This window comes from Frigidibacter albus (assembly GCF_009908165.1).
In the GTDB taxonomy this organism is placed as follows: Bacteria; Pseudomonadota; Alphaproteobacteria; order Rhodobacterales; family Rhodobacteraceae; genus Frigidibacter; species Frigidibacter albus.
In genome coordinates, this window is the sequence record NZ_JAAAUC010000010.1 from 107,031 (window position 1) to 132,926 (window position 25,896).

The window sequence follows — 25,896 nt, forward strand, 5'->3', positions numbered from 1 at the left end:
CAGAGCCCGGAGCGGCCCTTGCCCGCTCCGGCACAGCCCCTGCGCCCGCCGACGGAACCGCTGCGCTGCCGCGTATCACCCCCGGCCTTATCCGCAGGAGCCCCGCAATGAAGAAACCCCTCGTGATCGCACTGATCGCCGTGCTTGCCCTGGGCGGCTGGTGGGGGTGGCAGGCCTATTCCGGCGACACCGTCGCGCCTCCGGTCACGGCCACCGTCACCCGCGGCACGGTGGAGCGCAGCGTGCTGGCCACCGGCGCCATCGAGGCCTCGCAGCTGGTCTCGGTCGGCGCCCGCGTCTCGGGGCAGGTGGAAACGCTGGCGGTGGAACTTGGGCAGCTGGTGCAGAAGGGCGACCTGATCGCCCAGATCGATTCCGACGACCAGAAGAACGCCGTCCTGCAGGCCGAGGCCACGCTCAAGCAGATCGAGGCGCAGATCGCCGCCAAGCGCGCCTCGATCCTGCAGGCCGACCTGCTGCTCGACCGTCGCCGCACCCTCAACGAGCGCAACCTCACCTCCAGCGAAGACCTGCAGGCCGCCGAGGCCGGTCTGACCGTCGCCGAGGCCGAGCTTGACCAGATCGAGGCGCAGAAGGCGCAGGCCGAGGTGTCGCTGTCCTCGGCGCGGACCGAGCTGGACCGCACCCAGATCACCGCACCCATCACCGGCACCGTCGTCGCAATCGTCACCGACGCGGGCGTGACGGTGAATGCCAACACCTCGTCCCCGACCCTGGTCAAGCTCGCCGCGCTCGACAAGATGGTGATCAAGGCCGAGATTTCCGAGGCGGACGTGGTGCAGGTCGCCCCCGGCCAGCCGGTCAGCTTTACCCTGTCAGGTGCGCCCGACCTGCAATTCGATGCGGTGCTCCGCGCCATCGAACCCGCCCCCGCCACCATCGAGGAAAGCGACACCGTCGCCACCGACAGCGCGGTCTATTACAACGCGCTGCTGGATGTGGACAATCCGGACGGCATCCTGCGCATCGGCATGACCGCCGAGGTCCGCATCCTGCTGGCCGAGGCCAGGGACGTGCTGACCATCCCCGCCACCGCCCTGGGCCCCCGCGCCGAGGATGGCACCCGATCGGTCAGCGTCTATGACCCCGCCACCGGCGCGGTCGCGGTGCGGGCGGTGAAGGTCGGGCTCAACACCAATGTCACCGCCGAAATCCTCTCGGGGCTGGAAGAGGGCGAGCGTGTCGTCGCCTCCGCCGGCACCGCAGCCGCGACCACCGGCAGCTCCTCTGGGGGAATGCGCCGCCCGATGATGGGCTTCTGACATGGCCAACCCCGATCCAACTGCCCCGCTGATCTCGCTGCGCGACATCCGCCGCGAGTTTGCCGCCGGCGACCAGCGCATCACCGTGCTGGCCGATATCGACCTCGATATCTGGCCTGGCGAGATGGTGGCGATCATGGGCGCCTCCGGGTCCGGCAAATCCACGCTGATGAACCTCATCGGCTGCCTCGACCGCCCCACTGCCGGCCAGTATCGCTATGCCGGGCAGGACGTGGCGCAGATGCCCGAGGAAGACCGCGCCCGCCTCCGCCGCGCGCATTTCGGCTTCATCTTCCAGCGCTACCAGCTGCTGCCCGATCTCGATGCCGTCTCGAATGTCGAGGTGCCGGCGATCTATGCCGGCGCCGCGCGTGCCGAACGCCGCCTCCGTGCCACGGCGCTTCTGGACCGGCTGGGCCTCGGCGACCGCAAGGGCCACCGCCCCGGCGCGCTGTCGGGCGGCCAGCAGCAGCGGGTTTCGGTCGCGCGGGCGCTGATGAATGGCGGCGAGGTGATCCTGGCCGATGAACCCACCGGCGCCCTCGATTCGAAATCGGGCGCCGAACTCCTCGCCCTGCTCGACGATCTGCACGCCCGTGGCCATACCATCGTCATCATCACCCATGACGCCGCCGTCGCCGCCCGCGCGCAGCGCGTGGTGGAACTGCGCGACGGCCGCATCACCTCCGACAGCCGCAGCGGCCCGCCGGAGGCCCCCTCGACCACGACGCCAGACCCGGCGCCGCCCGAAAAATCCGGCCTCGCCGCGCTTGCCGGCCGCATGTCCGAAGCGTTCATCATGGCGGTGCGCGCCCTCAATGCCCACCGGATGCGCAGTTTCCTGACCATGCTCGGCATCATCATCGGCATCGCCTCGGTAGTGTCGGTCGTGGCGCTTGGCACCGGCAGCCAGGAAAAGGTGCTGGAAAACATCGCCTCGCTTGGCACCAGCACCATCACCGTCCGCCCCGGCACCGGCTTTGGCGACCGCAGGTCCGGCGCCATCGACACGCTGATCGCCGCCGATGCCGAGGCGCTGGCCAGCCAGCCCTATGCCGCCTCTGTCTCGCCCGAGGTGACCAGCACCGCCAGTGTCACCCGCGGCTCTGTGTCCGCCTCGGTCTCGGTCAACGGCGTCGGCACCGCCTATTTCGACGTCGGCGCCTACTCTGTCACCCAGGGCCAGCTTTTCACGGACGCCTCCTTGCAGACCCGCGACCAGGTGGCGGTGCTGGATACAGATTCCGCCAGCACCTTCTTTCCGAATGGCGAAAATCCCCTCGGCAAGACCGTGCAGGTCGGCCGGGTGCCGCTGACGGTCATCGGCGTTGTCGAGGCCTCGGGCGCCAGCTTCGGGCGGCAATCCATCCGCATCTTCCTGCCCTATACCACCGCCATGCTGCGCATCACCGGCGGCACCACCGTCGATGCCATCACCGTCCGCGTCGGCGACAACTATGACATCGACGCCGCCGAGACGCAGATCGACGCGCTGCTGCTCTCACGCCATGGCGGCACCAAGGACTTCTTCCTGACGAACTCCGACACCATCCGCGACAGCATCACCTCCACCGCCGAAACCCTCACCCTGCTGGTTTCGGCCATCGCCGTGATCTCGTTGCTGGTCGGCGGCATCGGGGTGATGAACATCATGCTGGTGTCCGTCACCGAGCGCACCAAGGAGATCGGCGTGCGCATCGCCGTCGGCGCCCGCCGGTCAGACATCATCGCGCAATTCCTGACCGAGGCGATTCTGGTCTGCCTTCTGGGCGGCATCATCGGCGTCTTGCTCGCCCTCGGTTCCGGCTGGCTGATCGGCAGCCTGCAAGACACCATGCGCCTGACCTATTCGGCCTCGACCGTGGTGCTGGCCTTCGCCTCTTCCACAGCGATCGGCATCACCTTCGGCTATCTTCCCGCAAGGTCCGCCGCCCGGCTGGACCCGGTGGTGGCGCTGACGCGGGAGTGAGGGGCCCGGAAAATCGTATGGCTGAAAACCATACGGTTTCCACATGGGTTCCATATTCGGAGGGGGCTGGTTTACGCCGCCCCCGCGAGCGCCTAGATTGGGGCGGTGAATGACCCCGAGGCGCCCATGTCCGAAACCCAAGCCACCGGCTATCAGGTTCTTGCGCGCAAGTATCGGCCGGCCACCTTTGCCGACCTGATCGGGCAAGAGGCGATGGTGCGCACCCTGCGCAATGCCTTCGCAGCCGACCGCATCGCCCATGCCTTCGTGATGACCGGCGTGCGCGGGGTCGGCAAGACCACGACGGCACGGATCATCGCCAAGGGCTTGAATTGCATCGGAAAAGACGGCGCCGGCGGGCCGACGACAGAGCCGTGCGGCGTGTGCGAGAACTGCCGCGCCATTGCCGACAGCCGCCATGTCGACGTGATGGAGATGGATGCCGCCAGCCGCACCGGCGTCGGCGACATCCGCGAGATCATCGAAAGCGTCCACTACCGGGCCGCCTCGGCGCGCTACAAGGTCTACATCATCGACGAAGTCCACATGCTGTCGACCAACGCCTTCAACGCGCTGCTGAAAACGCTTGAGGAACCCCCCGCCCACGTCAAGTTCATCTTCGCCACAACCGAGATCCGCAAGGTGCCCGTCACCGTGCTGTCCCGCTGCCAACGCTTTGATCTTAAACGGATTGAACCAGAGGTGATGATCGCCCACCTCTCGCGCATCGCCGGTCTGGAAGGCGCCAGCCTCGCCCCCGATGCCCTCGCCCTGATCACCCGCGCCGCCGAAGGATCGGCCCGCGATGCCATGTCGCTGATGGACCAGGCCATCGCCCACGGCGCAGGTGAGACCACCGCCGAACAGGTCCGCGCCATGCTCGGGTTGGCCGACCGGGGCCGGGTGCTGGACCTGTTCGATCTGATCATGCGCGGCGACGCCGCCGCCGCCCTGTCGGAACTCTCCAGCCAATATGCCGACGGTGCCGATCCGATGGCGGTGCTGCGCGATCTGGCCGAGGTGACGCACTGGATTTCCGTGGTCAAGATCACCCCCGACGCCGCCGAAGACCCGACCGTGAGCCCGGATGAACGCAGCCGCGGCCAGCAGATGGCCGCCGCCCTGCCGATGCGCGCGCTGACACGGATGTGGCAGATGCTGCTGAAATCGCTGGAAGAGGTGGCGCAGGCCCCCAATGCGATGATGGCCGCGGAAATGGCGATCATCCGCCTGACCCATGTCGCCGAACTCCCCGATCCCGAAACCCTGCTGCGCCGCCTGCAGGACGCGCCGCCCGCGCCCGCGCTGCCGCAGGGCCGCGGCCCTGCCCCCGGCGGCGGCCCCGTCCACGCCGCGCCGCGCGCCCTGTCGGCCCCGATCAACACCGTCGCCATCTCCGGCTCTGGCGCGGCCACCGCCCTCGCCACCGCGCCCGATATCGGCCTCGCCCGCTATGCCAGCTTCGACGATGTGGTCGACCTGATCCGCGAGCGCCGCGACGTCAAGCTGCTGGTCGAGGTGGAAACCAACCTGCGCCTCGCCCGCTACAGCCCCGGCCGCGTCGAGTTCGAACCCGGCCCCGCCGCCCCGCGCGACCTCGCCTCGATGCTGGCGCAACGCCTGCAACTGTGGACCGGCGCCAGATGGGCCGTGTCGGTCGTCGGCCAGGGCGGCGCGGCCACCATCGCCGAGCGCCGCGACGAAGGCCGCCTGGCCGCCGAGGCCGAGGCGCAGAAGAACCCGCTGGTGCAGGCGGTCTTCGCCGCCTTCCCGGGGGCCAGGATCACCGACATCAGAACGCCCGATGCAAAATCGGCCGAGGCTGCCGTGGAAGCGCTGCCCGAGGTCGAGGATGAATGGGATCCGTTCGAGGATAACTGAGGAGAAAAGACGCATGTTCAAAGGTTTGGGCGGAATGGGCGACATGGCCAAGATGGTCAAGGCCGCGCAGCAGATGCATACCCGCATGGGCGAGATGCAAGAGCAGCTCGCCAGCACCATCGTCACCGGTGAGGCCGGCGGCGGCCTCGTGAAGGTCGAGGCGACGGCCAAGGGCGATCTCACCGCGCTCAGCATCGATGCGTCGATCTTCCGGCCCGAAGACAAGGAAGTGGTCGAGGATCTGATCCTGGCGGCCGTGAAGGATGCGCAAAAACGCGCCACCGACCGCGCGCAGGAAGAGATGCAGAAGCTGTCTTCCGAGCTTGGCCTGCCCGCCGACATCAAGCTGCCGTTCTGATGCAGGCATGAGCCAGGGCACCCGCGACATCGAGGCATTGATCGAAACGATGGCGCGGCTGCCCGGCCTCGGCCCGCGCTCCGCCCGGCGCGCGGTGCTGCACCTGATCAAGAAGCGCACCGCCCTGATGGCACCGCTGGCCACGATCATGGCCCACGTCGCCGCCAGCGCCCGCGAATGCAGCCGCTGCGGCAATATCGGCACTGAAGAGATCTGCGCCATCTGCGCCAACCCCGCCCGCCAGACCGGCGAGATTTGCGTGGTCGAGGATGTCGCCGACCTCTGGGCGATGGAGCGCGGGCAGGCCTTCCGCGGCCGCTATCACGTTCTGGGTGGCACCCTCTCGGCGCTGGATGCCGTGGGGCCAGAGGAACTGCACATCCCCCGCCTGCTGGACCGGATTGCGGATGAGGGCGTGACGGAAGTGATCCTGGCGCTGAACGCCACCGTCGACGGCCAGACCACCGCCCATTACATCGCCGAGGCGCTGGAAGCCTCCGGCGTGCAGGTCACCAGCCTCGCCCAGGGCGTGCCGATCGGCGGCGAGCTGGACTATCTGGACGACGGCACGATTCAGGCGGCGTTGCGGGCGCGCAAGCGGTTCTGAGGGGCGCGCTCCCCGCCTCACAACGACGCCCTCTCTCTCTGACCCCATGCCCGGAATCAAGGCGCCTTGGCGCCGCCGGGCAGCGCCCGTCCGCCCCCTCGGGCGGGCGCTCCTCAACGTTGGTGCATAGAACCACGGTGGAGGGGGCCGCACCATAAAGGGCCTAGAACTACCGTTCCTCGCCCACCCGGCGGACAGGCGCCGCCCTCCGACCTGACCTGAACAGCTCCACCTCAATGAAAAAGGCCCCGGTCTTCCGACCGGAGCCCTCTCATCCGCCTCGCGCCGCGATCAGCGCTTGTGGTCGTCTTCGTCCTCGTCGTCTTCGTCATCCGCGTCGGGCAGGTTGAAGAAGCTCTCGGCATCCGAGAAATCCTTGGCCGGCCGCTCATCCGCATCGCTCTGCGACAGCGAGAAGTTCTCGAGGCCCGCAATCGAGGACGGCATCCGCGGCTCGGTGCCCATGCCCAGCGACTGCTCGGTCGAGACCAGCTTGCGCCGCTCGTCATCGGTCATCAGCCCGCCTTCGGCCGATTTCTTCTTGGCGGCCTTCTGCACGGCCGCGTCCAGTTCGGTCTGCCGGCACAGGCCAAGCGCCACCGGGTCGATGGGCTGGATGTTCTGGATGTTCCAATGCGTGCGCTCGCGGATCGTGGCGATGGTCGGCTTGGTGGTGCCGACCAGCTTGGCGATCTGCGCATCGGCCAGTTCCGGGTGGAAGCGCACCAGCCACAGGATCGCGGCGGGCCGGTCCTGGCGCTTGGACAGCGGGGTATAGCGCGGGCCGCGGCGTTTTTCCTCGCCAGTGGCGGCGGCGTTGAACTTCAGCTTCAGCTTGTAGCCCGGATCCTTCTGGCCCTTCTCGATCTCGCCCTGATCAAGCTGGCTAGACGCGACCGGGTCGAAGCCCTTCACGCCGGTGGCCACATCGCCATCCGCGATCCCCTGCACCTCAAGCTCGTGCATCCCGCAGAAATCGGCGATCTGCTTGAAGCTGAGCGTGGTGTTGTCGACGAGCCAGACGGCGGTTGCCTTGGCCATCAGAGGTTTCGTCATCGGATCACTCCTTTACAAATCTCTCCCGCGCCGGGAAAACGGCTGCGGCCCGGAGGTCCGCCTTTCCACGTTTTCGGGGAAGTCATCGGCCGATATAGTGCCGATACCGGCCGGAGGAAAGAGAAAATGCGCCAATTGTCCCTATCTGCCGCGCTGCTGGCGCTGGTTCTTGCCGCCGCCCCCGCCGCTGCCGAGGGCGAGCGCGCGGGCGCGTTCGACTATTACGTCCTCGCGCTCAGCTGGTCGCCCAGCTTCTGCACGCTGGAAGGGGATGCGCGCGGCGAGGATCAGTGCGATCCGCGCCACGACCATTCCTTCACCCTGCACGGGCTCTGGCCGCAGAATGAACGCGGCTGGCCAAGCTATTGCCCCAGCACCGCCCGCGATCCCTCGCGCCGCGAGACGGCGGCGATGGCCGATATCATGGGCTCGGGCGGGCTGGCCTGGCATCAGTGGAAGAAGCATGGCCGCTGTTCGGGCCTGCCTGCGGCGGAGTATCTCGAGGCCTCGCGCGACGCCTACGGGGCCGTGACGATCCCGCCGGTGCTCGCCGACCTGAACCGCGACGTGACCCTGCCGGCCAAGGTGGTGGAGGATGCGTTCCTTGACGCGAATCCGGGCCTGACGGCGCAGGGCATCACCATCACCTGTCAGGCCGGCATGATCCGCGAGGCGCGGATCTGCCTGACCAGGGATCTGGAGTTCCGCGCCTGCGGGGCAGACGTGTCCCGCGACTGCACCCTGCCGAATGCGCTTATGGAAGCGGTGCGCTGAAGAAAGGCGCTAGCCCGCCACCCGCAGCACGATCTTGCCGACATGGGTGGAGCCTTCCATCCGCGCATGGGCAGCGGCAGCCTCCTCCAGCGCGAACTCGCTATCCATCACCGGCGCCACCGTGCCCGCCGTCAGCAGCGGCCACACCTTCTCGCGCAGCTCGCCCGCAATGCGCGCCTTCGCCAGATCGGACTGGGGCCGCAGCGTCGAGCCCGTCACCACCAGCCGCCGCGCCATGATCTGGGCAAAGTTCAGCTCAGCCTTCGGGCCCTCCAGAAAGGCGATCATCACCAGCCGGCCGTCATCGGCCAGCGCACGGATGTTGCGCGGGATATAGCTGCCGCCGACCATGTCGAGAATCAGGTTCGCCCCGCCCTCCGCCGCCAGCACCTTGACGAAATCCGCCTCGCGGTAGTTGATCGCGGTGGCCCCCAGCCCTTCGCAGGCCGCGCATTTCTCCGCCGACCCGGCGGTGGCAAACACCCGCGCCCCGAACGCCCGGGCCAGCTGAATCGCCGTGGTGCCGATCCCCGACGATCCGCCCTGCACCAAGAACCGCTCCCCAGCCTTCAGCCCGCCGCGCATGAAGACATTGGACCAGACGGTGAAGAACGTCTCGGGCAGGCAGGCCGCCTCGCGCAGCGCCATGCCGTCGGGCACCGGCAGCGCATGGGCGGCAGGGGTGACCACGTATTCGGCATAGCCCCCGCCCGGCAGCAGCGCGCAGACCGCATCGCCGACCCGCCAGCCGGTCACGCCCGGCCCGACAGCGGCGATGTGCCCCGAAGCCTCCAGCCCCGGCAAAGGCGAGGCGCCCGGCGGCGGCGCATAGCTTCCGGCGCGTTGCAGCGCATCGGGGCGGTTCACCCCGGCATAGGCCACGCGGATCAGGATCTGGCCGTGCCCGGGAACCGGCACCGGCCGCTCGCAGGGCAGCAGCACCTCGGGCCCGCCCGGCGCCGAAATCTCGACCGCGCGCATCATCGCGGGGACAGCTACGCTCATGCCGCCGGCTCTTCGGCCTTGGTCTGCCCCGGCAGATCCTCGGCCCGCGCCCCCGGCGCCTTGACCTTGCCCGCCAGCCACATCGGCCCGGCAAACACCGTCCGCAGCACCTTGTTCTCGCGCACCTGCGCCTTCAGCTTCTCGACCTGCATCACATTGTCGATGCGCCGGTCCAGGAACTCCCAGGTCGCGGCATCGCCCTCGCTGGTATCCCCAAGCCAGTAGAGTACCGTCGCGGAATAGACCGCCGCCAGTGTCGTGCGCTTGGAATACCAGTTGAGGTCATCGGAGGTATCGCCAAGCGCATTCCAGATCGCATCCGCCGTGCCCCAGATCAGCTTCGACCCCGTGCCGGCGTTCTGCGGCAGCGCCGACAGCGCCGCCCCGCGCCGCACCAGCTCGCGGTCCGCCACCTCCAGCCGCAGCCGCACCGCCAGCGCCACGCGGTCGCGAAAGCGCAGCGCCGACAGATCCTGCTGCGCCAGCCGCAACCGCATCTCGGCATCGCCGCGCCGGTGATAGGCCGCCGCCAGATCGACCGCCCCGCGCGGGCAGATCACCCGCGCCAGCGGCAGGTCCACCCCCGCGTCCTGCGCCGCTGCCTGAAAGGTCGCCTCCGACCAGCCATCGAACGGCACATGCGCCAAAGCCGCCTCCAGCAACGATTCTTGTACTGCCGCCGGGTTCAAGCCGTTGTTTTCCATCGCGCTCTCAGCCTCCGTTCCGAATGGTGGACAAGAAGTCCCGCCCCTGATATAGGACCGGCTCCTGCAAATACTTGCAACTCTAACTTAGGAAGGTGGTGACAACCACATGCAGGTCAGCGTTCGCGACAACAATGTCGAACAGGCGCTTCGTGCTCTGAAGAAAAAACTTCAGCGCGAGGGTGTGTTTCGTGAAATGAAGCTCAAGCAACATTTCGAGAAGCCGTCCGTGAAGAAAGCCCGCGAGAAAGCCGAAGCCGTCCGGCGTGCCCGTAAACTGGCGCGCAAGAAGGCCCAACGCGAAGGCGCGCTCTAAGCGCCCGACGCGAAGGCGCTCTCTGAGCAGCTTCAAGGTCTTTCGGGCCCTGTTTCGCTGGCGGGGAAACCCGCGTCACGATCAACCCCCAGGGCGCAAGTCCGGGGGTTTTTCGTTGCTTTGGTGAGGGTTAGGGCCGCTCCACCCTGCGTAGCCTGTCCTTGAACCAAGACTGCAGCGCATCGTAGCCGATCTGGCCACTTGCCGCGTCAACGACAAGATCGTCGATGGGCTCGTCATCGGGGATCGCCAGCCGATAGCCACTGCGCTCGATCAGGATTTCGACACAGATCCAGGCCGTCCGCTTGTTGCCGTCGATGAACCCATGATTGCCAACCAGGCTCTGCAGCAGGGCCGCACATTTGCTCGAGAGCGGACGGTGATAGCCGGAAGACGGCCGTGCAAGCGCCGATTGGATCAGGTGAAGGCTGGAGATACCTGGGCGCCCGCCTAATTCCATCGCAGCATCGTGGGCGAGGATGGCGTCCGCCAAAGTCAGTCTGTAATGCGCCCTACCGATTGACGAGCCTCTTCAATGCAGCGCTGCGTTTGCTGGAGGTCGCGGCAACGGACGATGCCGACTGTTTGCTTGCCCTGATGCGTGACTTGGCGGTCATCACTTCTACCAGCCGACCGGACTCCGCCTCGCGCGTGATAGTGCCTCCCTTGACTTGGGAAGAAACCCGGTCTTCGGGAGATGAAATCTTGCGCGCCATCGCTGCTCCTGAACTCACACCCGCAATGTGGATCCGACGATCGTATTTGGCAAGACAGGGTGGAACAACCTCACCAGGTCGGATGAAACCGCCCCGCCGGGCTCAGCGTGAAGATCTCGCAGCCATCGGCCGTCACCCCCACCGAATGCTCGAACTGCGCCGACAGCGACTTGTCGCGGGTCACGGCGGTCCAGTCATCGGCCAGCACCTTCGTCTCGGGCCGCCCCAGATTCACCATCGGCTCGATGGTGAAGAACATGCCCTCCTCCAGCACCGCGCCCTTCCCCTGCCGCCCGTAATGCAGCACGTTCGGCGGCGCATGGAACACCCGGCCAAGCCCGTGGCCGCAGAAATCGCGCACCACGCTCATCCGCTGCGCCTCGACATAGCTTTGAATCGCAAAGCCGATATCGCCGAAGGTATTGCCCGGCCGCACCGCCTCGATCCCCAGCATCAGCGCGTCATGCGTCACCTGGATCAGCCGCTCGGCCTTGCGGCCCAGATTGCCGGCCACGTACATGCGGCTGCTGTCGCCGAACCAGCCATCCAGGATCACCGTCACGTCGATGTTCAGGATGTCGCCGTCCTTCAGCGTCTTCGGTCCCGGAATCCCGTGGCACACCACATGGTTGACGCTGATGCAGCTGGCATGGCGATAGCCGCGATAGCCGATGGTGGCCGACACGGTGCCAAGTTCCGTCACCCGCCGGGTGATGAAATCGTCCAGCGCCTCGGTCGTGACCCCGGGTTCGACCAGCGCCGCCACCTCGTCCAGGATCCGTGCCGCGACCTGCCCGGCCGCCTGCATTCCGGCGAAATCGCCCGGCTCGTGAATCCGGATGCCGTCCTTGGTCAGCCTGCCGCGCGGATCGTCCACACCGCTACCTCTCATGCCGTGCCACCTCATTCGTGAATGCCCCTTAGATAGTAACAAATTCCCGCCTTGGCCAGACCTGCGGCCTTTCCGGCCCCCGGGCGCGGGCCTATACCTGTTGCAACCCGTGAAGGAGCCCGCAATGCCCAACCCCACCGCCGCAATTCTGGTCATCGGAGACGAGATCCTGTCGGGCCGCACCCGCGAGGGGAATGCCCATTATCTGGCGGGTGAGCTGACCCGCGCCGGCATCGACCTGCGTGAGATCCGGGTGGTGCCGGACGATCACGAAGGCATCGCCGACGCGGTGAATGCCCTGCGCGCCGCCCATGACCACCTCTTCACCTCGGGCGGCATCGGCCCCACCCATGACGACATCACCGCCGATGCCGTCGCCGCCGCCTTTGGCGTGGCCATCGACGTGCGCGAGGATGCCCGCGCCCTGATGGCCGCGCATTACGAGGCACGGGGAGTGGAATTCAACGCCGCTCGGATGCGGATGGCGCGGATCCCGGATGGCGCCACGCTGATCGAGAACCCGGTGTCGATTGCCCCGGGTTTCACCATCGGCAATGTGCATGTGATGGCCGGGGTGCCGAACGTGTTTCAGGCGATGGTCGCCTCGGTGCTGCCAAACCTGACCGGCGGGCAGCCACTGCTGTCGCAATCGCTGCGGGTGATGCGCCCCGAAGGCGCCGTGGCCGAAACGCTTGGCGCGCTGGCGGCGGCGCATCCGGGCGTCAGCATCGGCTCCTATCCGTTCTCGCAGGACGGCACCTATGGCACCAGCCTTGTCGTGCGCGGTCCGGTGGCGGCCGAGGTGGATGCCGCCATGGCCGCGATGAGCGCCGCCTTCGCGGGCGCACCGGAATGATCGACCTGCCGGGCGTGATGGACGCGACATGGCCAGCGGCCGCGCTCCACCGCGCCGGCCCCTGGCTGGTGCGCGAGGGGCAAGGCGGCGGCAAGCGCGTGTCAGCCGCCAGCGCCGAGGCGCCGTGGCAGCCCGCCGACATTGCGCTGGCCGAAGAGGCGCAAGCCGCCCTCGGCCAGCCGCCCCTGTTCCTGTTGCGCGAAGGCGAGGAGGCGCTGGATGCGGAACTGGGCGCACGGGGCTACCGCGTTGTCGACCCCGTCGTCGCCTATGCCGCGCCGGTCGCGCAGCTGACAGCGGTTCCCGTGCCGCCCATCCGGGTGTTCTCCATCTGGCCGCCGCTGGCGATCCAGACCGACATCTGGGCCGAGGGCGGCATCGGCCCCGAACGGCTGGCGGTGATGGCGCGCACCACCTCCGATCACACCGCGCTGCTCGGGCGCATCAATGACCGGGCCGCGGGCAGCGCCTTCGTCGCCCTGCACGGGGATACCGCAATGCTGCACGCCCTGCACGTCCTGCCAGAGCAGCAGCGCAGCGGCCTTGGCGCCCATATGATGCGCGCAGCGGCCTTCTGGGCGCAGGACCGCGGGGCGATTAACCTTTCCTTGGTGGTCACGCGCGAGAATGCGCCTGCCTGCGCGCTCTACGCTTCCTTGGGGATGCAAATCGTGGGACAATATCACTACCGAATGAAATGAGCCGCAAAGGCCAGAGCAGTGGACCAAACGCCAAGCCCCACCGCGCGTGACCTGCAGATGGTCGGGCCTATTCCCGATGCGACGCGGGCGTGTTGTGCCCTCTGCGGCAGGCCCGACAGCGTTTTGGCCACCAACCCCGAAGACCACGGCGCCGCCCGATGATGCGCGCCGCAGCCCTGCTCTCGCTGGCGTTGGCAGTTCCGTCGGCGGCCGGTGCTCAGGCGCTTGCCGCGCAGGGCGCGCCGCTGGCCCTGCCCGCGGCGGCAGAACGCAGCGGCGAGCGGATCGAGGCGCTTGGCAGCCATTCGCTGCCGCTTGGTCCCTATATGGACAGCGAAGTGCAAATGCTGCCCGTCGAGGGCGCAATCAGCCAGAGCGCCTGGCGCCTGCACGCGCCGGGCGCCACCACGCTGCAACTGCTGGCCCCGCTGCGCGAGCAGCTGGAGGAGGCGGGCTTCACCCTGCTGTATGACTGCGAGGATGACATCTGCGGCGGCTTCGACTTCCGCTACGCCGCCGCGCTGCTGCCCGAGCCTGACATGCATGTCGATCTGGGCGATTACCGCTTCCTCTCGGCGCAGAAAGGCGAGGGCGCAACGGCCGAGTATCTTGAGCTGTGGGTCAGCCGGTCCAGCGAGCACGGCTTCGTGCAGATCACCCATATCCGCCCCGCGGATGGCGCACCGCTGGCGGTGACCGGCTCTGCCAAGGCCCCGGCCCCCGCGAGCCCCTTCACCGATGCGGCCCCCCGCACCGGGATCGCCAGCGCGTTGCAAGCCGCGGGTGTGGTGGCGCTGGATGATCTGGACTTTGCCACCGCCTCCTCGAACCTCGGCGAAGGCAGCTACGCCTCGCTCGCCGAGCTTGCCGACTATCTGGCGGCGAACCCCGACCAACGCATCACCCTCGTCGGCCATACCGACGCCGTGGGCAGCATCGACGCGAACATCACCCTGTCGCGCAGCCGGGCGGCCTCGGTCATGGACCGGCTGGTGCGCCTGCATGGGGTGCCCCCCGCGCAGCTGGCGGCAGAAGGGGCGGGCTATCTTGCGCCCCGTGCGTCGAACCTGACGGATGAGGGCCGCGCCAGAAACAGAAGGGTCGAGGCCATGTTGACCCCGACCCAGTAACGCCCTTCTGGCGCACGGGCGCACGGCGCCCAATTTGTTGCGCGGCACGCGTGGCGCGCCGCCCTTGTTGAGTATCAGGTGAATGTTACCAGTTCTCGGGGCCCTTGTCGGCAAAGGTCCGGGTCAGGAAATCGATGAAAGCGCGCACCTTGGGCTGTGTGAAGCGCCCCGGCGGATAGACCGCGTAGATCCCCAGCGTTTCTTGCGGCAGTTCAGGGATCGCATCCTCGACCAGCCCCTTGCGCATCGCCTCGGCATAGAGGAACGACGGCAGATAGGCGATCCCCAGCCCCGACACCGCGGCGTTCAGCAGCGATTGCCCGTCATTCACCGTCAGCCAGCCGGCCGTGCGCACCTGCCGCTTCTCGCCCGAGGGGGCCGAGATGCGCCAGACGTTCGCGCTGGACTGGTTGGAGTAATGCAGCAGCTTGTGGTCGTTCAGATCGTCGATCTTCTGCGGGTGACCATATTTCTGGAAATACTCCGGCGCGCCGATCATCCGCTTGGCGGTATCGGTCAGCTTGCGGGCGCGCAGCGTGCTGTCCTCCAGCTCGCCGATGCGGATCGCCATGTCGAAGCCTTCGGAAATCAGCTCCACATAGCGGTTGTTCAGCACCATGTTGACGGTAATATCCGGATATTCCTGCAGGAAATCGCCCAGAACCGGCGAGAGCAGGTTGACCCCGAAATCGGTCGCCACCGAGATCCGCAGCAGGCCCGAGGGCGCCGATTGCATCGAGGTGACCAGCGCATCCGCCTCTCCGGCATCGTTCAGCACGCGCCTTGCACGGTCGTAATAGGCCAGCCCGATCTCTGTCGGGCTGACGCGGCGGGTGGTGCGGTTCAGCAGCCGGGCGCCAAGGCGCGCCTCCAAGGCAGACACATGCTTGGACACGGCGGATTTGGAGATCCCCATCTTCTTGGCCGCGTCGGTAAACCCCCCTTGGTCCACCACCGTGGCGAAGGCCTCCATTTCGGTCAATCGGTCCATTGTGCACCTCTGCAAGACACTCGCTTGTGTCAGCATCTATCGGTGCCAAATCGGGCAGGAATGCGGAGAGGGTCCGGCAAATGTCGGGTATTGTGACAGATCGTTAATGGGGTGGAAACGATGCGGGGTAGCGACGCAAAGTGCCGTTTGTGTTATGTTACAACAGCTTGCGGGACAAAGCTAACAAATTACATCAACGCCGCCAGCCGCGCCGCCTGATCGATCGCGCGCTTGGCATCGAGCTCTGCCGCGACGTCGGCGCCGCCGATGACATGGGCGGTGATCCCGGCGGCGGCCAGGTCGTCCAGCAGCCCACGCTCGCTGTCTTGTCCTGCGCACAGCACGACGGTGTCCGCCGCGATCAACTCCGGCCGCTCGCGGGCCGGGCCGAAGCTGATCCACAGCCCCTCGGGTGTGATGCGCTCATAGTTCACGCCGCCGAGCATGGTCACGCCCTTGGCGGCCAGTGCGGCGCGGTGGATCCAGCCGGTGGTCTTGCCCAGACGGCGGCCGGGCTTTTCCGGTTTGCGTTGCAGCAGCGTCACCTGCCGCGCGGGGGCGGAGGGCTGCGGCGGCGCAAGGCCGCCCGCGCTGCTGGCCGGGTCACCCACGCCCCATTCCTGCCGCCACTGATCGGGATGCAGGGTCAGGCTTTCGCCCTCCACCAGGTATTCCGACACGTCGAAGCCGATGCCCCCGGCGCCGACCACAGCGACCCGGGCGCCGGCAGTCGTGCGCCCGGTCAGCAGATCGACATAGGACACCACCTGCGCCGCGCCCTCGACCGGGATACCCGGATCGCGCGGGCGCACGCCTGTTGCCACGATCACCTCGTCATACCCCGCCAGCGCCGCCACATCGGCCCGCTGCCCCAGCCGCAGATCGACGCCGGAACGGTCCAGCATCACCGCGAACCAGTCGACCAGCCCGTGAAACTCTTCCTTGCCCGGCACCACGCGCGCCATGTTCAGCTGGCCGCCGATGCGGTCTGCGCCCTCATACAGCGCCACCTTGTGCCCGCGCTGTGCCGCGATGATCGCCGCCGTCATCCCCGCCGGGCCCGCGCCCACCACCGCGATGCGCTTGGGTGCCGGGGCCGGATCGTAGCGCAGCTGCGTCTCGTGCCCCGCGCGGGGGTTCACAAGGCAGCTGGAGATCTTGCCGCTGAAGGTATGGTCGAGGCAGGCCTGGTTGCAAGCGATGCAGGGCGCAATCTCGGCCGCGCGGCCGGTGGCGGCCTTCACCACGAAATCCGCATCGGCCAGGAAGGGCCGCGCCATGCTGACCATGTCGGCCGTGCCCGAAGCCAGCAGCGCCTCGGCCACTTCGGGGCGGTTGATGCGGTTGGAGGTGATGACCGGGATCCCGACCTCGGGCCGCAGCCGCCCGGTCAGGTGCGCAAAGGCCGCGCGGGGAACCGAGGTGGCGATGGTCGGCACCCGCGCCTCGTGCCAGCCGATGCCGGTGTTGAGGATGGTGGCGCCCGCCGCCTCGATGGCGCGGGCCAGCGTCACCACCTCATCCCAGGTCGATCCATCGGGGATCAGGTCGATCAGCGAGATGCGGTAGATCAGGATGAAATCGGGGCCTACCGCCTCGCGCACCCGCCGCACCGCCTCCACCGGCAGCCGCATCCGGTTGGCGTAGCTGCCGCCCCAGTCATCCTCGCGCCGGTTGGTGTGGCGCACCAGGAACTGGTTCAGGAGGTACCCCTCGCTGCCCATCACCTCCACGCCGTCATAGCCCGCCTCGCGGGCGCGCACGGCGGCGGTGACGATGTCGGCGATCTGCTTCTCGATTCCCGCCTCGTCCAGCGCGGCGGGCGGGAAGGGCGAGATCGGCGACTTGATCGCGCTGGCCGACACACACTCCTTGCCATAGGCATAGCGCCCGGCATGAAGGATCTGCATGGCGATGCGCCCGCCCGCGTCATGCACCCGGTCCGTGACGATGCGGTGATTGGCGATGTCTTCAGGGGTGTATAGGCCCGCCGCGCCCGGGAACACCCCGCCCTCGCGGTTCGGGGCCATGCCGCCGGTGACCATCAGCGCCACGCCGCCGCGGGCGCGTTCGGCGTAGAACTCGGCGACCCGGTTCCAGTCGCCGGTTTCTTCCAGCCCGGTATGCATGGAGCCCATCAGCACCCGGTTCGGCAGCACCACATGGCCAAGGTCCAGCGGTGTGAACAGGTGCGGATAATCGGTCATGGCTGGCCCTCCCAAGCGTGCCGGGGCAGCATGGCGGGACGGCACGGGCAAGTCACGCCAAACGCGGCGTCACGGGCTTTAGCCCGCGGTCTGCACCACATGGCGGCGGAAGGCCTTCTTCAGCAGGTCCAGCTCTGCCCGCAGCAGGTCGACCTCGGCGCGGATGTCATCTTCCAGCGGCACGCCGGTGACGATGGTGAAATGCCCCAGCGTGTCGCCGCTGCCCTCGTCGCGGATCACGAAGCTCTGCACCCCGTCCGACAGCAGGTCCGCCGGAATCGGTACGCTGACACGCCAGCGGCCAGGCCGGTCGGGGATCGAGGACAGTTCGACCCCCGTCAGCGCGGCGTCCAGATGCCAGACCGCCAGCCGCGGTTGCTCATCCGCCGCGGGGGCCTTGAGCACGCCCTCCCACTTGCCGCCGTGGATGCGCGTCTTGGTCAGGATCATCTCGCCCATTGCGCCCTCTTAAAGCTCGGCCCGCGGCCGGCGGCTGAAGGTGATGTCGCGTAGCACGATCTGGTTCTGCTGCGGGCCTTCGAAGATCAGGTCCACCCAGGCGCGCTCCACCCGTTTTTCGTTCAGCTTGGTATAGGCGAGGTCGAATTCCGCCAGCACCTGCGGCTCGCGCAGGTCCAACTCGCGCACCACCTGTTCGGTATTCGGGCCGTGCTTGACGTTGAGCCGCGCGAAGATTTCCACCGGCTTTTCGGTCTCGATCACCGCTTCGAGCCGCACCAGATGCCGCAGCTTCAGCCCCTGCGCCGCCTCTTCCGGCAGGTCGATCACCAGGCTGAGGAACGAGCCGTCGAAATGGAACACATCCATGCGCAGCCCGAAGGGGGCCAGGTCCGCCTCGCGCGTGTTGCGGATCTGGCGCAGGGTCAGTTCGCTTTCGCGGCAGTCATGGAAGACGGTCAGCCCGCCGCCCAGCTGGGTGCGGGTTTCGACCGCCGCATGGCCCGCGGGATTGACCGGGCCGGACCACAGGTCGGGCCGCCAGGACCAGTCGGTGCCAAGCGGGGTGCGGATGGCGTTCGACCCGATCAGCGGCAGGGTCAGCCGGCCTTCCGCCACGTGCAGAAGCCGGTCCAGCTCGCGCCGGATCTGGCGGGCGCGGCCGCGCAGGGCGCGCAGGCTGTCGAGGTCGATCTCTTCCGCCTCGGATGCGGCCCTGCCCCAGCGGCGCAGCACGCGCCGATGCATGAGACGGTCGAAGAGGGATTCGATCTGGTCACTCATTTTTCAATCCAGCCAGCGGCTTGGCGGCAGGGAATCGCACTCTGACGTGCGCAACGCTTAACATGGAAACGATTAACGCGGATGGTTTCACGTTCATCCACAAAGGAAAAGCCCCAACGCGCTGCAATGCGGCACAAGTTACGGATCTGACGGGCGGGACGGGTTGGCGGCCTGCATCCGTGCCACGAATGTGTCCAGCACCGCGCGCGCGCGGCCGGCCGGAAGCGGGCTGCCCGCCTCGGACAGGACCGAGAGCGTGACCATGCGCCCGCGCAGGGACAGGATGGCGCGCCAGTACTCGGGGTCCAGCGCCTGACCCTCGGCAGCGGCCTGATCGGCGATGCGAAGGTAGAGCACATCGCCGACCGACAGCGCCTCGATCACCTGAACGCTGCCCGCGTCCCCGGCACGGCTGAGCGCGGCGCGGCCGGGTTCCGAGGTGAAGAAGGTCGCAAGCCCGGCAAACCCTTCGGGACCAAGCCCCTCGCCCGAGGCGCCGGGCGCTATGGTGGCGATCAGCACGGCGGGTGCATCCCTTGGGGCAGCGCGGCCCCCGCCAAGCGCCACGCAGCTGCCCAGAAGCACGAAGGCACCCTCGGGCCCCTCGCGCGAGGCGCTGCGGTCCACGCAATAGCCGGGCGGGCCGGTGACGACGACGGCGCGGCCATCGACCGTCACCCGCAGGGGCGCGCCGCTTTGCGCGGCGGCAGGCGCCACGATCGCCAGCAGGGCCGCAAGCCACAGGGCCGCGCCTTTCAGCACGGCCCTGCCGCGCTCATTGGTCCATATAGACATGCGTTTCGGCTTTGGTGCCGGGATGGGTCACGGCGCCATAGCGGGCGACGCCGACCAGCTGCGCGTATTTCCACAGCGCGCCGCTGGCATAGTCGGTCTTGCGCGGGCCGGGCCAGACGGCCTTGCGCGCCGCGAGTTCCTCATCGCTGACCGCCACGGAAATCTCGCCGCGGATCGCATCGATGGTGATCATGTCACCGGTCTTCAGCAGCGCAATCGGCCCGCCATGCGCGGCCTCTGGCCCGACATGGCCGACGCAGAAGCCGCGCGTCGCGCCCGAGAAGCGGCCATCGGTGATCAGCGCCACCTTCTTGCCCATGCCCTGCCCCGACAGCGCGGCAGTGGTCGACAGCATCTCGCGCATCCCCGGCCCGCCTGCCGGGCCTTCGTTGCGGATGACGATCACGTCGCCTTCGGCATAGCCGCGGTTCTGCACAGCCTCGAACGCCTCTTCCTCGCATTCGAACACCCGCGCCGGGCCGGTGAAGACCTGCTGTTCGGGCGCCATGCCGGCGACCTTCACGATGGCGCCGTCGGGCGCGAGGTTGCCGCGCAGGCCGACGACGCCGCCGGTTGCGGTGATCGGGGCAGAGATCGGGTAGATGACCTTGCCATCCGCCTCGCGCTCGATCAGGTCCAGCTCTTCGCCAAGGGCGCGGCCCGAGGCGGTCATGCAGTCTTCATGCAGCAGGCCCGCCTTGCGCAGTTCCTTCATCACCACCGGCACGCCGCCAGCCTCGTAGAGGTCTTTCGCGACATACTCGCCGCCGGGGCGGAGCGAGACGAAATAGGGCGTGTCGCGGAAGATGTCGCAGACATCGAACAGGTCGAAGTCGATCCCCGCCTCATGCGCGATGGCGGGCAGGTGCAGGCCGGCATTGGTGGACCCGCCGGTGCAGGCCACCACGCGCGCGGCATTCTGCAGCGACTTGAGCGTGACGATATCGCGGGCGCGGATGTTCTTCTCGATCAGGTGCATGATCGCCTGACCCGAGGCATCGCCATACTGGTCGCGGGATTCGTAAGGTGCGGGCGCGCCCGAGGAATTCAGCAGCGCAAGGCCGATGGCCTCGGACACGCAGGCCATGGTGTTGGCAGTGTATTGCCCACCGCAGGCCCCGGCCGAGGGGCAGGCCACCCGTTCCAGGATCGCGAGTTCCGCATCGGTCATGTTGCCGGCGGCGTGCTGGCCGACCGCCTCGAACACGTCCTGCACCACGACATCCTTGCCGTTCAGCCGGCCCGGCAGGATCGACCCGCCATAGATGAAGACGGAGGGCGTGTTCAGCCGCACCATCGCCATCATCATCCCGGGCAGCGACTTGTCGCAGCCCGCCAGCCCGACGATGGCGTCATAGCAATGGCCGCGCATGGTCAGCTCGACCGTGTCCGCAATCGCATCGCGGCTGGCGAGGGACGAGCGCATCCCCTCATGCCCCATGGCGATGCCGTCGGTGACGGTGATGGTGGTGAACTCGCGCGGGGTGCCGCCGCCCTTCTTTACGCCCATCTTCACCGACTGTGCCTGACGGTTCAGCGCGATGTTGCACGGCGCCGCTTCGTTCCAGCAGGTGGCGACGCCGACCCAGGGCTGGTGAATCTCTTCTTCCGTGATGCCCATCGCATAGAAGTAGCTGCGGTGCGGCGCGCGCTCCGGCCCTTCGGTGACGTGGCGGCTGGGAAGCCGGGACTTGTCGAAACGGGTGTTCTTCATGGGGCTGTCCTCCCGGAATTGGCTGGGCAAGGGAATAGTGTCCCGGACGGGCCGGGGCAAGGCAGGATTCTGCCGCTGCGGGCGCCCAAGCTTTGCGGAAATGTCGCGCGGCCCTGCTTTGGTGCGGACAAGTCGCGGGCAGCGGCGCCATTTGGCCGGCTGCCGCCCATGCCTGCGATTGCATTTCCTGCCCTTGCCGCTTATTTCGGGGCGCAGCAAGGCAGACAGGTGGCCGGCAGACACACGGCCGAGCGGGAGCGCGCGATGAACTGGATCTCGAACTACGTCCGACCCAAGATCAACTCGCTGTTCTCGCGCCGCGAGGTGCCCGAGAACCTGTGGACCAAATGCCCCGAATGCGGGACCATGCTGTTCCACCGAGAGCTGGCCGACAACCTGAACGTCTGCACCAGCTGCGACCATCACATGGGCATCACGCCGCGCGCCCGCTTTCACGCGCTGTTCGATGGCGGGATCTTCACCGAGGTGAAGGTGCCCGAACCGGTGATCGACCCGCTGCAATTCCGCGACCAGAAGAAGTACCCCGACCGGATGCGCGGCGCGCAGAAGGCCACGGGCGAGAAAGAGGCGATGCTGGTGGCCGAGGGCGAGATTGCCCGCACCCCGGTGGTTGTCGCCGCGCAGGATTTCAGCTTCATGGCCGGGTCGATGGGCATGTATGTCGGCAACGCCATCATCGCCGCGGCGCAGCGCGCCGTGGCGCTGAAACGGCCGCTGGTGCTGTTCTCGGCCGCAGGCGGCGCGCGGATGCAGGAAGGGATCCTGAGCCTGATGCAGATGCCGCGCACGACCGTTGCCGTGCAGATGCTGAAGGAAGCGGGCCTGCCCTACATCGTGGTGCTGACCCATCCGACCACCGGCGGCGTGACGGCCAGCTATGCGATGCTGGGCGATGTGCATATTGCCGAGCCGAACGCGCTGATCTGCTTTGCCGGTCCGCGGGTGATCGAACAGACGATCCGCGAGAAGCTGCCCGAGGGCTTCCAGCGCGCCGAATACCTGCTGGACCACGGGATGCTGGACCGGGTGACCCACCGCAAGAAGCTGCGCGAGGAACTGGTGACGGTGCTGCGGATGCTGACCGGGCAGCCGCCTGCGGTGAAGGGCGACCTGCCCGCGCCGAAGCCCGAGGTTGCGGCGATGCCGGCGCCCGAGGCGGCCCCGGCCGTGGTGCCCGAGCCTGCCAAGGCTGTCGAACCCAAGCCCGCCGCCAAGCCGTGACGCGGCCCGCCGGATCCGACGCCATCCTCGCGCGGATGATGGCGCTGCATCCCAAGATCATCGACTTGACGCTGGACCGGGTCTGGCGCCTGCTGGCGGCGCTCGGCCATCCCGAACAGCGCCTGCCGCCGGTGATCCATGTTGCCGGGACCAATGGCAAGGGCTCGACGCAGGCGATGATCAGGGCGGGCCTCGAATCGCGGGGGGATAAGGTCCACGCCTATACCTCGCCGCATCTGGCCTGGTTCCACGAGCGCATCCGCCTTGCCGGCCGGATCATTCCCGAGGCCGACCTGACCGCGCTGCTGGACGAGTGCTGGCGCGCCAATGACCGCCAGAACATCACCTTCTTCGAGATCACCACCTGCGCCGCCTTGCTGGGGTTCGCGCGCACCCCGGCGGACTGGACGCTGCTGGAGGTGGGGCTTGGCGGGCGGCTGGATGCGACGAACGTTGTGGAGGCGCCACGGCTGACCATCATCACCCCGGTGTCGATCGACCATCAGCAATATCTGGGCGAGACGCTGGCCGAGATCGCGGGCGAGAAGGCCGGGATCCTGAAACGCGGCGTGCCCTGCGTGGTCGGCCCGCAGCAGGAGGCGGCGCTGGAGGTGATCGAGCGGCGGGCGGCCCGGCTGGGCGCGCCGCTGCTGGTGCACGGGCAGCATTGGCATGTGCAGGCGGAAGGCGGGCGGCTGGTCTATCAGGATGAGACGGGGTTGCTGGACCTGCCGCTACCGAACCTGCCGGGCCCGCACCAGATCCACAATGCCGGGGCGGCGCTGGCCGCATTGCGCCATCTGGGGGCGGATGAGGCGGCCTGCGAGGCGGCGGTGAGCCGCGCCGACTGGCCAGCCCGGATGCAGCGCCTGCGCCGGGGTCCGCTGCCGATGGCGGCGCCGGAGGCAGAGCTGTGGCTCGACGGTGGCCACAACCCCGCGGCGGGCGAGGCGCTGGCGGAAACGCTGGCGGCGATGCCGCGGCGGGCGACGCATCTGGTGGTGGGGATGCTCAACACCAAGGACATTGGCGGCTATCTGCGCCCGCTGGCTGCCCATGCCGCCAGCCTGACCGCCGTGTCGATCCCGGGCGAAGCGAACACGCTGAGCGCCGAGGAAACCGAGGCCGCCGCCCATGCCGCCGGGCTGACGGCGACCACCGCGCCCTCGGTGCTGGAGGCCGTGCAGCGCATCGTGGCGGCGGATGCGGGCGCGCGGATCCTGATCTGCGGCTCGCTTTACCTTGCCGGCAGCATCCTGCGCGAGAACGGCTGACAGCAGCCCCGCACCGGGCCAGCGCGCCCGCGCACAGCCCGCGGCGTTGTGGGGGCGGCCCCGGCGCCTTACCTTGGCGGCAACGCTGAACAGGAGGCATTCCAATGACCAATCCGATCGAATTTGGCCTCGACACCTTTGGCGATGTCACCGCCAATGCCGATGGCACCCCGCAAAGCCACGCCGAAACCCTGCGCAATGTCGTTGCCGAAGCGGTCGTGGCCGACCAGACCGGCGCCGACTTCATCGGCATCGGCGAGCATCACCGTGCCGATTTTGCCGTGTCGGCCCCGGAAATCGTGATGGCGGCGATTGCCGCCAAGACCACGCGGCTGCGCATCGGCACCGCCGTGACCGTGCTGTCCTCGGATGATCCGGTGCGGCTGTTCCAGCGTTTTGCCACGCTCGATGCGCTGTCGGACGGGCGGGCAGAGCTGATCCTGGGTCGCGGCTCGTTCACCGAGAGCTTCCCGCTGTTCGGCTTTGCCATGCGCGACTACGAGGTGCTGTTCGAGGAGAAGCTGGACCTGCTGACCCGCCTCTTGCGCGATGAGAAGGTCATCTGGCACGGCCGCACCCGGGCAGAGCTGAAGGGGCAGGTTGTCTATCCGCGCCCCGAACGGCCGCTGAAGGCGTGGATCGGCGTCGGTGGCAGCCCGGAATCGGTGCTGCGCGCGGTCAGTCACGGTCTGCCGATGATGCTGGCGATCATCGGCGGCGATCCGGGGCGGTTCAAACCCTATGTCGATCTCTACCATCAGGCGTGGGAGCAGGTGGGCACGCCCTCGTTGCCCATCGGCGTGCACTCCCCCGGCCATGTCGGCCCGACCGATACGGAAGCCCGCGAACGGTTCTGGCCGGGCTACAAGGCGATGCATGACCTGATCGGCGGCTCGCGTGGCTGGGCGCCGCTGCAGATCCGGGATTTCGAGCGCGAGATCGAGCATGGCTCGCTCTATGTCGGCAGCCCCGAGACGGTGGCGAAGAAGATCGCGGCCACGGTGCGCAAGCTGGGGGTGCAGCGGTTCGACCTGAAATATTCGGCCGGCCCGCAGCAGCCGGGCGTGCTGCTGGACGGGATCGAGCTTTACGGGACCAAGGTCATCCCGATGGTCCGCGACATGCTGGCCTGACCGATTTCCCCTGCCGTCATGCGGCGGCGGGGGCACCCACCACCCGCATGTGGCGCGGGTTCACGCCAAAGGCGGCGCGATAGCGCTTGGCGAAATGCGAGGAAGACTGGAACCCGCAGGCCACCGCCACCTCGGTGATCGACAGTTCCGTCTGCATCAGCAGGCTATGCGCCTTGTCCAGCCGCAGCCGGGCGTAGAAGGCCATCGGCGTCATCTTCACATAGCGGGTGAACAGCCGTTCGGTCTGGCGGATCGACATGCCGGCGGCCTCGGCAATCTCGGCGGCGGTCAGCGGCTGCTCCAGCGTCTGCTCCATGAAGCGCAGCACCTTGACCAGCCGCGGGTTGCGCATCCCGTAGCGCGATTGCAGCGACACGGTCTGATCCGATTGCGGGCTGCGCACGCCGTTGCAGACCATGAGGTCCGCCAGCCGCGCCGGCAGCTCTGCGCCATGATCGGCGGCGATCAGGTGCAGCATCATGTCGGCCGCAACCGCGCCGCCCGGCGCCGTGGGCCTGCGGCCAAGAGTAAAGGCGGAGCGGGTAACGGTGATGCGCGGAAACTCCTCGGCAAAGGCATCGGCAAGCTCCCAATGCACTGCACAGTCCTCGCCCTCCAGCAGGCCGGCGCGGGCGAGGATGTAACTCCCCATGCACAGCGCGCCGATGCGGGTGCCGCGCACCGCCTCACGCCGCAGCTGCCCCAGCAGCCGGTCGCTGGCCTGCCGCCGCGCCCCGCGCCCGCCGACCACGATCAGCGTTTCCCCGCGGCCCATCGGCTGCATCGGGCCGTCGGCCAGAATGGTCATGCCGTTGGAGCAGGTGACCGGCCCGCCCGTCTCGCTCAGCAGCCGCCAGCCATAGGCGGGGCGGCCAAGCGCCTCATTCGCCACCCGCAGCGGCTCCAGCGCCGAGGCGAAGGCCAGATGGGTGAAGCCGTCCAGCAGCAGGAAGGCGAAGCGCGCCTCGCCGGTCGGTTGCGGCGTGATCTTGCTGGCGGCGCGGATCGGGCTGTGGCTGGTCATGGCGGCACTCCGGGCAAGAGATGAAG

General features: G+C 68.0%; 26 protein-coding genes. 13 read left to right on the plus strand and 13 right to left on the minus strand.

Annotation, left to right across the window (positions count from 1 at the left end; translation table 11 throughout):
• Positions 1 to 107: 107 nt before the first annotated feature.
• The 5 genes from GVY41_RS15550 to recR all read left to right on the plus strand — a co-directional run bounded on the left by GVY41_RS15550 (position 108) and on the right by recR (position 6,098).
• A complete protein-coding gene (locus tag GVY41_RS15550; protein ID WP_161347848.1) occupies positions 108 to 1,283 on the plus strand; it encodes an efflux RND transporter periplasmic adaptor subunit in 1,176 nt (391 codons plus the stop codon).
• 1 nt (position 1,284) lies between these two features.
• Positions 1,285 to 3,252, plus strand: coding sequence for a MacB family efflux pump subunit (locus GVY41_RS15555; RefSeq protein WP_229726082.1), 1,968 nt, complete (start codon positions 1,285 to 1,287; stop codon positions 3,250 to 3,252).
• A gap of 126 nt (positions 3,253 to 3,378) precedes the next feature.
• Complete coding sequence (locus GVY41_RS15560) at positions 3,379 to 5,133, plus strand: DNA polymerase III subunit gamma/tau (protein WP_161347847.1); 1,755 nt, start codon at positions 3,379 to 3,381, stop codon at positions 5,131 to 5,133.
• Positions 5,134 to 5,146: 13 nt separating this feature from the next.
• Positions 5,147 to 5,491 carry a YbaB/EbfC family nucleoid-associated protein gene (locus GVY41_RS15565; RefSeq protein ID WP_161347846.1) on the plus strand — a complete coding sequence of 115 codons (345 nt, stop codon included), beginning with the start codon at positions 5,147 to 5,149 and terminating at the stop codon, positions 5,489 to 5,491.
• A 7-nt stretch (positions 5,492 to 5,498) separates the two neighbouring features.
• Positions 5,499 to 6,098, plus strand: a complete 600-nt coding sequence (recR, locus tag GVY41_RS15570; protein WP_161347845.1) for a recombination mediator RecR — start codon at positions 5,499 to 5,501, stop codon at positions 6,096 to 6,098.
• Between the two features lie 291 nt (positions 6,099 to 6,389).
• Here recR and GVY41_RS15575 read toward each other — a convergent pair whose 3' ends face one another.
• Positions 6,390 to 7,154, minus strand: a complete 765-nt coding sequence (locus GVY41_RS15575) for a DUF1013 domain-containing protein (RefSeq protein ID WP_161347844.1) — start codon at positions 7,152 to 7,154, stop codon at positions 6,390 to 6,392.
• 126 nt (positions 7,155 to 7,280) lie between these two features.
• Between GVY41_RS15575 and GVY41_RS15580 the strand changes: the two genes are divergently transcribed.
• Positions 7,281 to 7,928, plus strand: a complete 648-nt coding sequence (locus tag GVY41_RS15580; protein ID WP_161347843.1) for a ribonuclease T2 family protein — start codon at positions 7,281 to 7,283, stop codon at positions 7,926 to 7,928.
• A gap of 9 nt (positions 7,929 to 7,937) precedes the next feature.
• Here the strand turns inward: GVY41_RS15580 and GVY41_RS15585 are convergent, their stop codons facing one another.
• Both GVY41_RS15585 and GVY41_RS15590 read right to left on the minus strand, forming a co-directional pair.
• Positions 7,938 to 8,933, minus strand: coding sequence for an NAD(P)H-quinone oxidoreductase (locus tag GVY41_RS15585; RefSeq protein WP_161347842.1), 996 nt, complete (start codon positions 8,931 to 8,933; stop codon positions 7,938 to 7,940).
• Positions 8,930 to 9,637 (minus strand): COQ9 family protein, encoded by a 708-nt coding sequence (locus tag GVY41_RS15590; RefSeq protein ID WP_161347841.1) that lies wholly within the window; start codon positions 9,635 to 9,637, stop codon positions 8,930 to 8,932. Before GVY41_RS15590 ends, GVY41_RS15585 begins: the two co-directional genes overlap by 4 nt.
• Positions 9,638 to 9,746: 109 nt before the next feature.
• Here GVY41_RS15590 and rpsU point away from each other — a divergent pair, with 109 nt between their 5' ends.
• Complete coding sequence (gene rpsU / locus GVY41_RS15595) at positions 9,747 to 9,953, plus strand: 30S ribosomal protein S21 (protein WP_011748553.1); 207 nt, start codon at positions 9,747 to 9,749, stop codon at positions 9,951 to 9,953.
• 130 nt (positions 9,954 to 10,083) lie between these two features.
• Here rpsU and GVY41_RS15600 read toward each other — a convergent pair whose 3' ends face one another.
• The 3 genes from GVY41_RS15600 to map all read right to left on the minus strand — a co-directional run bounded on the left by GVY41_RS15600 (position 10,084) and on the right by map (position 11,561).
• Positions 10,084 to 10,446: a type II toxin-antitoxin system death-on-curing family toxin gene (locus GVY41_RS15600; protein ID WP_161347840.1), complete on the minus strand. Its 363-nt coding sequence runs from the start codon at positions 10,444 to 10,446 to the stop codon at positions 10,084 to 10,086.
• Positions 10,447 to 10,465: 19 nt separating this feature from the next.
• Positions 10,466 to 10,669, minus strand: a complete 204-nt coding sequence (locus tag GVY41_RS15605) for a hypothetical protein (protein WP_161347839.1) — start codon at positions 10,667 to 10,669, stop codon at positions 10,466 to 10,468.
• A gap of 70 nt (positions 10,670 to 10,739) precedes the next feature.
• Entirely contained in the window at positions 10,740 to 11,561 is an 822-nt protein-coding gene (gene map / locus GVY41_RS15610) for a type I methionyl aminopeptidase (protein ID WP_170301215.1), read from the minus strand.
• Between the two features lie 124 nt (positions 11,562 to 11,685).
• Here map and GVY41_RS15615 point away from each other — a divergent pair, with 124 nt between their 5' ends.
• From GVY41_RS15615 to GVY41_RS15625, 3 genes are all read left to right on the plus strand, one after another.
• Entirely contained in the window at positions 11,686 to 12,417 is a 732-nt protein-coding gene (locus tag GVY41_RS15615; protein ID WP_161347838.1) for a competence/damage-inducible protein A, read from the plus strand.
• Positions 12,414 to 13,118, plus strand: a complete 705-nt coding sequence (locus GVY41_RS15620) for a GNAT family N-acetyltransferase (protein WP_161347837.1) — start codon at positions 12,414 to 12,416, stop codon at positions 13,116 to 13,118. The genes GVY41_RS15615 and GVY41_RS15620 overlap by 4 nt, the downstream gene beginning before the upstream one ends.
• Positions 13,119 to 13,276: 158 nt before the next feature.
• Entirely contained in the window at positions 13,277 to 14,248 is a 972-nt protein-coding gene (locus GVY41_RS15625; RefSeq protein WP_161347836.1) for an OmpA family protein, read from the plus strand.
• A gap of 85 nt (positions 14,249 to 14,333) precedes the next feature.
• Here the strand turns inward: GVY41_RS15625 and GVY41_RS15630 are convergent, their stop codons facing one another.
• From GVY41_RS15630 to ilvD, 6 genes are all read right to left on the minus strand, one after another.
• Positions 14,334 to 15,239: a LysR family transcriptional regulator gene (locus tag GVY41_RS15630; RefSeq protein WP_161347835.1), complete on the minus strand. Its 906-nt coding sequence runs from the start codon at positions 15,237 to 15,239 to the stop codon at positions 14,334 to 14,336.
• 188 nt (positions 15,240 to 15,427) lie between these two features.
• Positions 15,428 to 17,446, minus strand: a complete 2,019-nt coding sequence (locus GVY41_RS15635; RefSeq protein ID WP_161347834.1) for an NADPH-dependent 2,4-dienoyl-CoA reductase — start codon at positions 17,444 to 17,446, stop codon at positions 15,428 to 15,430.
• 78 nt (positions 17,447 to 17,524) lie between these two features.
• Complete coding sequence (locus tag GVY41_RS15640; protein ID WP_161347833.1) at positions 17,525 to 17,905, minus strand: hypothetical protein; 381 nt, start codon at positions 17,903 to 17,905, stop codon at positions 17,525 to 17,527.
• A gap of 9 nt (positions 17,906 to 17,914) precedes the next feature.
• Positions 17,915 to 18,688, minus strand: a complete 774-nt coding sequence (locus GVY41_RS15645) for a DUF6478 family protein (protein WP_161347832.1) — start codon at positions 18,686 to 18,688, stop codon at positions 17,915 to 17,917.
• A 138-nt stretch (positions 18,689 to 18,826) separates the two neighbouring features.
• Positions 18,827 to 19,483 carry a hypothetical protein gene (locus tag GVY41_RS15650; RefSeq protein ID WP_161347831.1) on the minus strand — a complete coding sequence of 219 codons (657 nt, stop codon included), beginning with the start codon at positions 19,481 to 19,483 and terminating at the stop codon, positions 18,827 to 18,829.
• A complete protein-coding gene (ilvD, locus tag GVY41_RS15655) occupies positions 19,464 to 21,197 on the minus strand; it encodes a dihydroxy-acid dehydratase (protein ID WP_161347830.1) in 1,734 nt (577 codons plus the stop codon). Before ilvD ends, GVY41_RS15650 begins: the two co-directional genes overlap by 20 nt.
• 264 nt (positions 21,198 to 21,461) lie before the next feature.
• Between ilvD and accD the strand changes: the two genes are divergently transcribed.
• From accD to GVY41_RS15670, 3 genes are all read left to right on the plus strand, one after another.
• On the plus strand, positions 21,462 to 22,439 hold the full coding sequence (accD, locus tag GVY41_RS15660) for an acetyl-CoA carboxylase, carboxyltransferase subunit beta (protein WP_161347829.1): 978 nt from the start codon (positions 21,462 to 21,464) through the stop codon (positions 22,437 to 22,439).
• Positions 22,436 to 23,713, plus strand: a complete 1,278-nt coding sequence (locus tag GVY41_RS15665) for a bifunctional folylpolyglutamate synthase/dihydrofolate synthase (protein ID WP_161656916.1) — start codon at positions 22,436 to 22,438, stop codon at positions 23,711 to 23,713. The genes accD and GVY41_RS15665 overlap by 4 nt, the downstream gene beginning before the upstream one ends.
• 104 nt (positions 23,714 to 23,817) lie before the next feature.
• The gene (locus GVY41_RS15670; protein ID WP_161347828.1) at positions 23,818 to 24,846 is read left to right on the plus strand and encodes an LLM class flavin-dependent oxidoreductase; all 1,029 of its coding nucleotides are present in this window, start codon (positions 23,818 to 23,820) and stop codon (positions 24,844 to 24,846) included.
• 16 nt (positions 24,847 to 24,862) lie between these two features.
• Here GVY41_RS15670 and GVY41_RS15675 read toward each other — a convergent pair whose 3' ends face one another.
• Positions 24,863 to 25,870, minus strand: a complete 1,008-nt coding sequence (locus tag GVY41_RS15675; RefSeq protein ID WP_161347827.1) for a GlxA family transcriptional regulator — start codon at positions 25,868 to 25,870, stop codon at positions 24,863 to 24,865.
• Positions 25,871 to 25,896: the final 26 nt, after the last annotated feature.

What these genes read in the sequence shown, in the direction of transcription:
- GVY41_RS15550 (WP_161347848.1), top strand. Translation starts at nt 108, where the DNA reads ATGAAGAAACCCCTCGTGATCGCACTGATCGCCGTGCTTGCCCTGGGC.
- GVY41_RS15555 (WP_229726082.1), top strand. Translation starts at nt 1,285, where the DNA reads ATGGCCAACCCCGATCCAACTGCCCCGCTGATCTCGCTGCGCGACATC.
- GVY41_RS15560 (WP_161347847.1), top strand. Translation starts at nt 3,379, where the DNA reads ATGTCCGAAACCCAAGCCACCGGCTATCAGGTTCTTGCGCGCAAGTAT.
- GVY41_RS15565 (WP_161347846.1), top strand. Translation starts at nt 5,147, where the DNA reads ATGTTCAAAGGTTTGGGCGGAATGGGCGACATGGCCAAGATGGTCAAG.
- recR (WP_161347845.1), top strand. Translation starts at nt 5,499, where the DNA reads ATGAGCCAGGGCACCCGCGACATCGAGGCATTGATCGAAACGATGGCG.
- GVY41_RS15575 (WP_161347844.1), bottom strand. Translation starts at nt 7,154, where the DNA reads ATGACGAAACCTCTGATGGCCAAGGCAACCGCCGTCTGGCTCGTCGAC.
- GVY41_RS15580 (WP_161347843.1), top strand. Translation starts at nt 7,281, where the DNA reads ATGCGCCAATTGTCCCTATCTGCCGCGCTGCTGGCGCTGGTTCTTGCC.
- GVY41_RS15585 (WP_161347842.1), bottom strand. Translation starts at nt 8,933, where the DNA reads ATGAGCGTAGCTGTCCCCGCGATGATGCGCGCGGTCGAGATTTCGGCG.
- GVY41_RS15590 (WP_161347841.1), bottom strand. Translation starts at nt 9,637, where the DNA reads ATGGAAAACAACGGCTTGAACCCGGCGGCAGTACAAGAATCGTTGCTG.
- rpsU (WP_011748553.1), top strand. Translation starts at nt 9,747, where the DNA reads ATGCAGGTCAGCGTTCGCGACAACAATGTCGAACAGGCGCTTCGTGCT.
- GVY41_RS15605 (WP_161347839.1), bottom strand. Translation starts at nt 10,669, where the DNA reads ATGGCGCGCAAGATTTCATCTCCCGAAGACCGGGTTTCTTCCCAAGTC.
- map (WP_170301215.1), bottom strand. Translation starts at nt 11,561, where the DNA reads ATGAGAGGTAGCGGTGTGGACGATCCGCGCGGCAGGCTGACCAAGGAC.
- GVY41_RS15615 (WP_161347838.1), top strand. Translation starts at nt 11,686, where the DNA reads ATGCCCAACCCCACCGCCGCAATTCTGGTCATCGGAGACGAGATCCTG.
- GVY41_RS15620 (WP_161347837.1), top strand. Translation starts at nt 12,414, where the DNA reads ATGATCGACCTGCCGGGCGTGATGGACGCGACATGGCCAGCGGCCGCG.
- GVY41_RS15625 (WP_161347836.1), top strand. Translation starts at nt 13,277, where the DNA reads ATGATGCGCGCCGCAGCCCTGCTCTCGCTGGCGTTGGCAGTTCCGTCG.
- GVY41_RS15630 (WP_161347835.1), bottom strand. Translation starts at nt 15,239, where the DNA reads ATGGACCGATTGACCGAAATGGAGGCCTTCGCCACGGTGGTGGACCAA.
- GVY41_RS15635 (WP_161347834.1), bottom strand. Translation starts at nt 17,446, where the DNA reads ATGACCGATTATCCGCACCTGTTCACACCGCTGGACCTTGGCCATGTG.
- GVY41_RS15640 (WP_161347833.1), bottom strand. Translation starts at nt 17,905, where the DNA reads ATGGGCGAGATGATCCTGACCAAGACGCGCATCCACGGCGGCAAGTGG.
- GVY41_RS15645 (WP_161347832.1), bottom strand. Translation starts at nt 18,688, where the DNA reads ATGAGTGACCAGATCGAATCCCTCTTCGACCGTCTCATGCATCGGCGC.
- GVY41_RS15650 (WP_161347831.1), bottom strand. Translation starts at nt 19,483, where the DNA reads ATGTCTATATGGACCAATGAGCGCGGCAGGGCCGTGCTGAAAGGCGCG.
- ilvD (WP_161347830.1), bottom strand. Translation starts at nt 21,197, where the DNA reads ATGAAGAACACCCGTTTCGACAAGTCCCGGCTTCCCAGCCGCCACGTC.
- accD (WP_161347829.1), top strand. Translation starts at nt 21,462, where the DNA reads ATGAACTGGATCTCGAACTACGTCCGACCCAAGATCAACTCGCTGTTC.
- GVY41_RS15670 (WP_161347828.1), top strand. Translation starts at nt 23,818, where the DNA reads ATGACCAATCCGATCGAATTTGGCCTCGACACCTTTGGCGATGTCACC.
- GVY41_RS15675 (WP_161347827.1), bottom strand. Translation starts at nt 25,870, where the DNA reads ATGACCAGCCACAGCCCGATCCGCGCCGCCAGCAAGATCACGCCGCAA.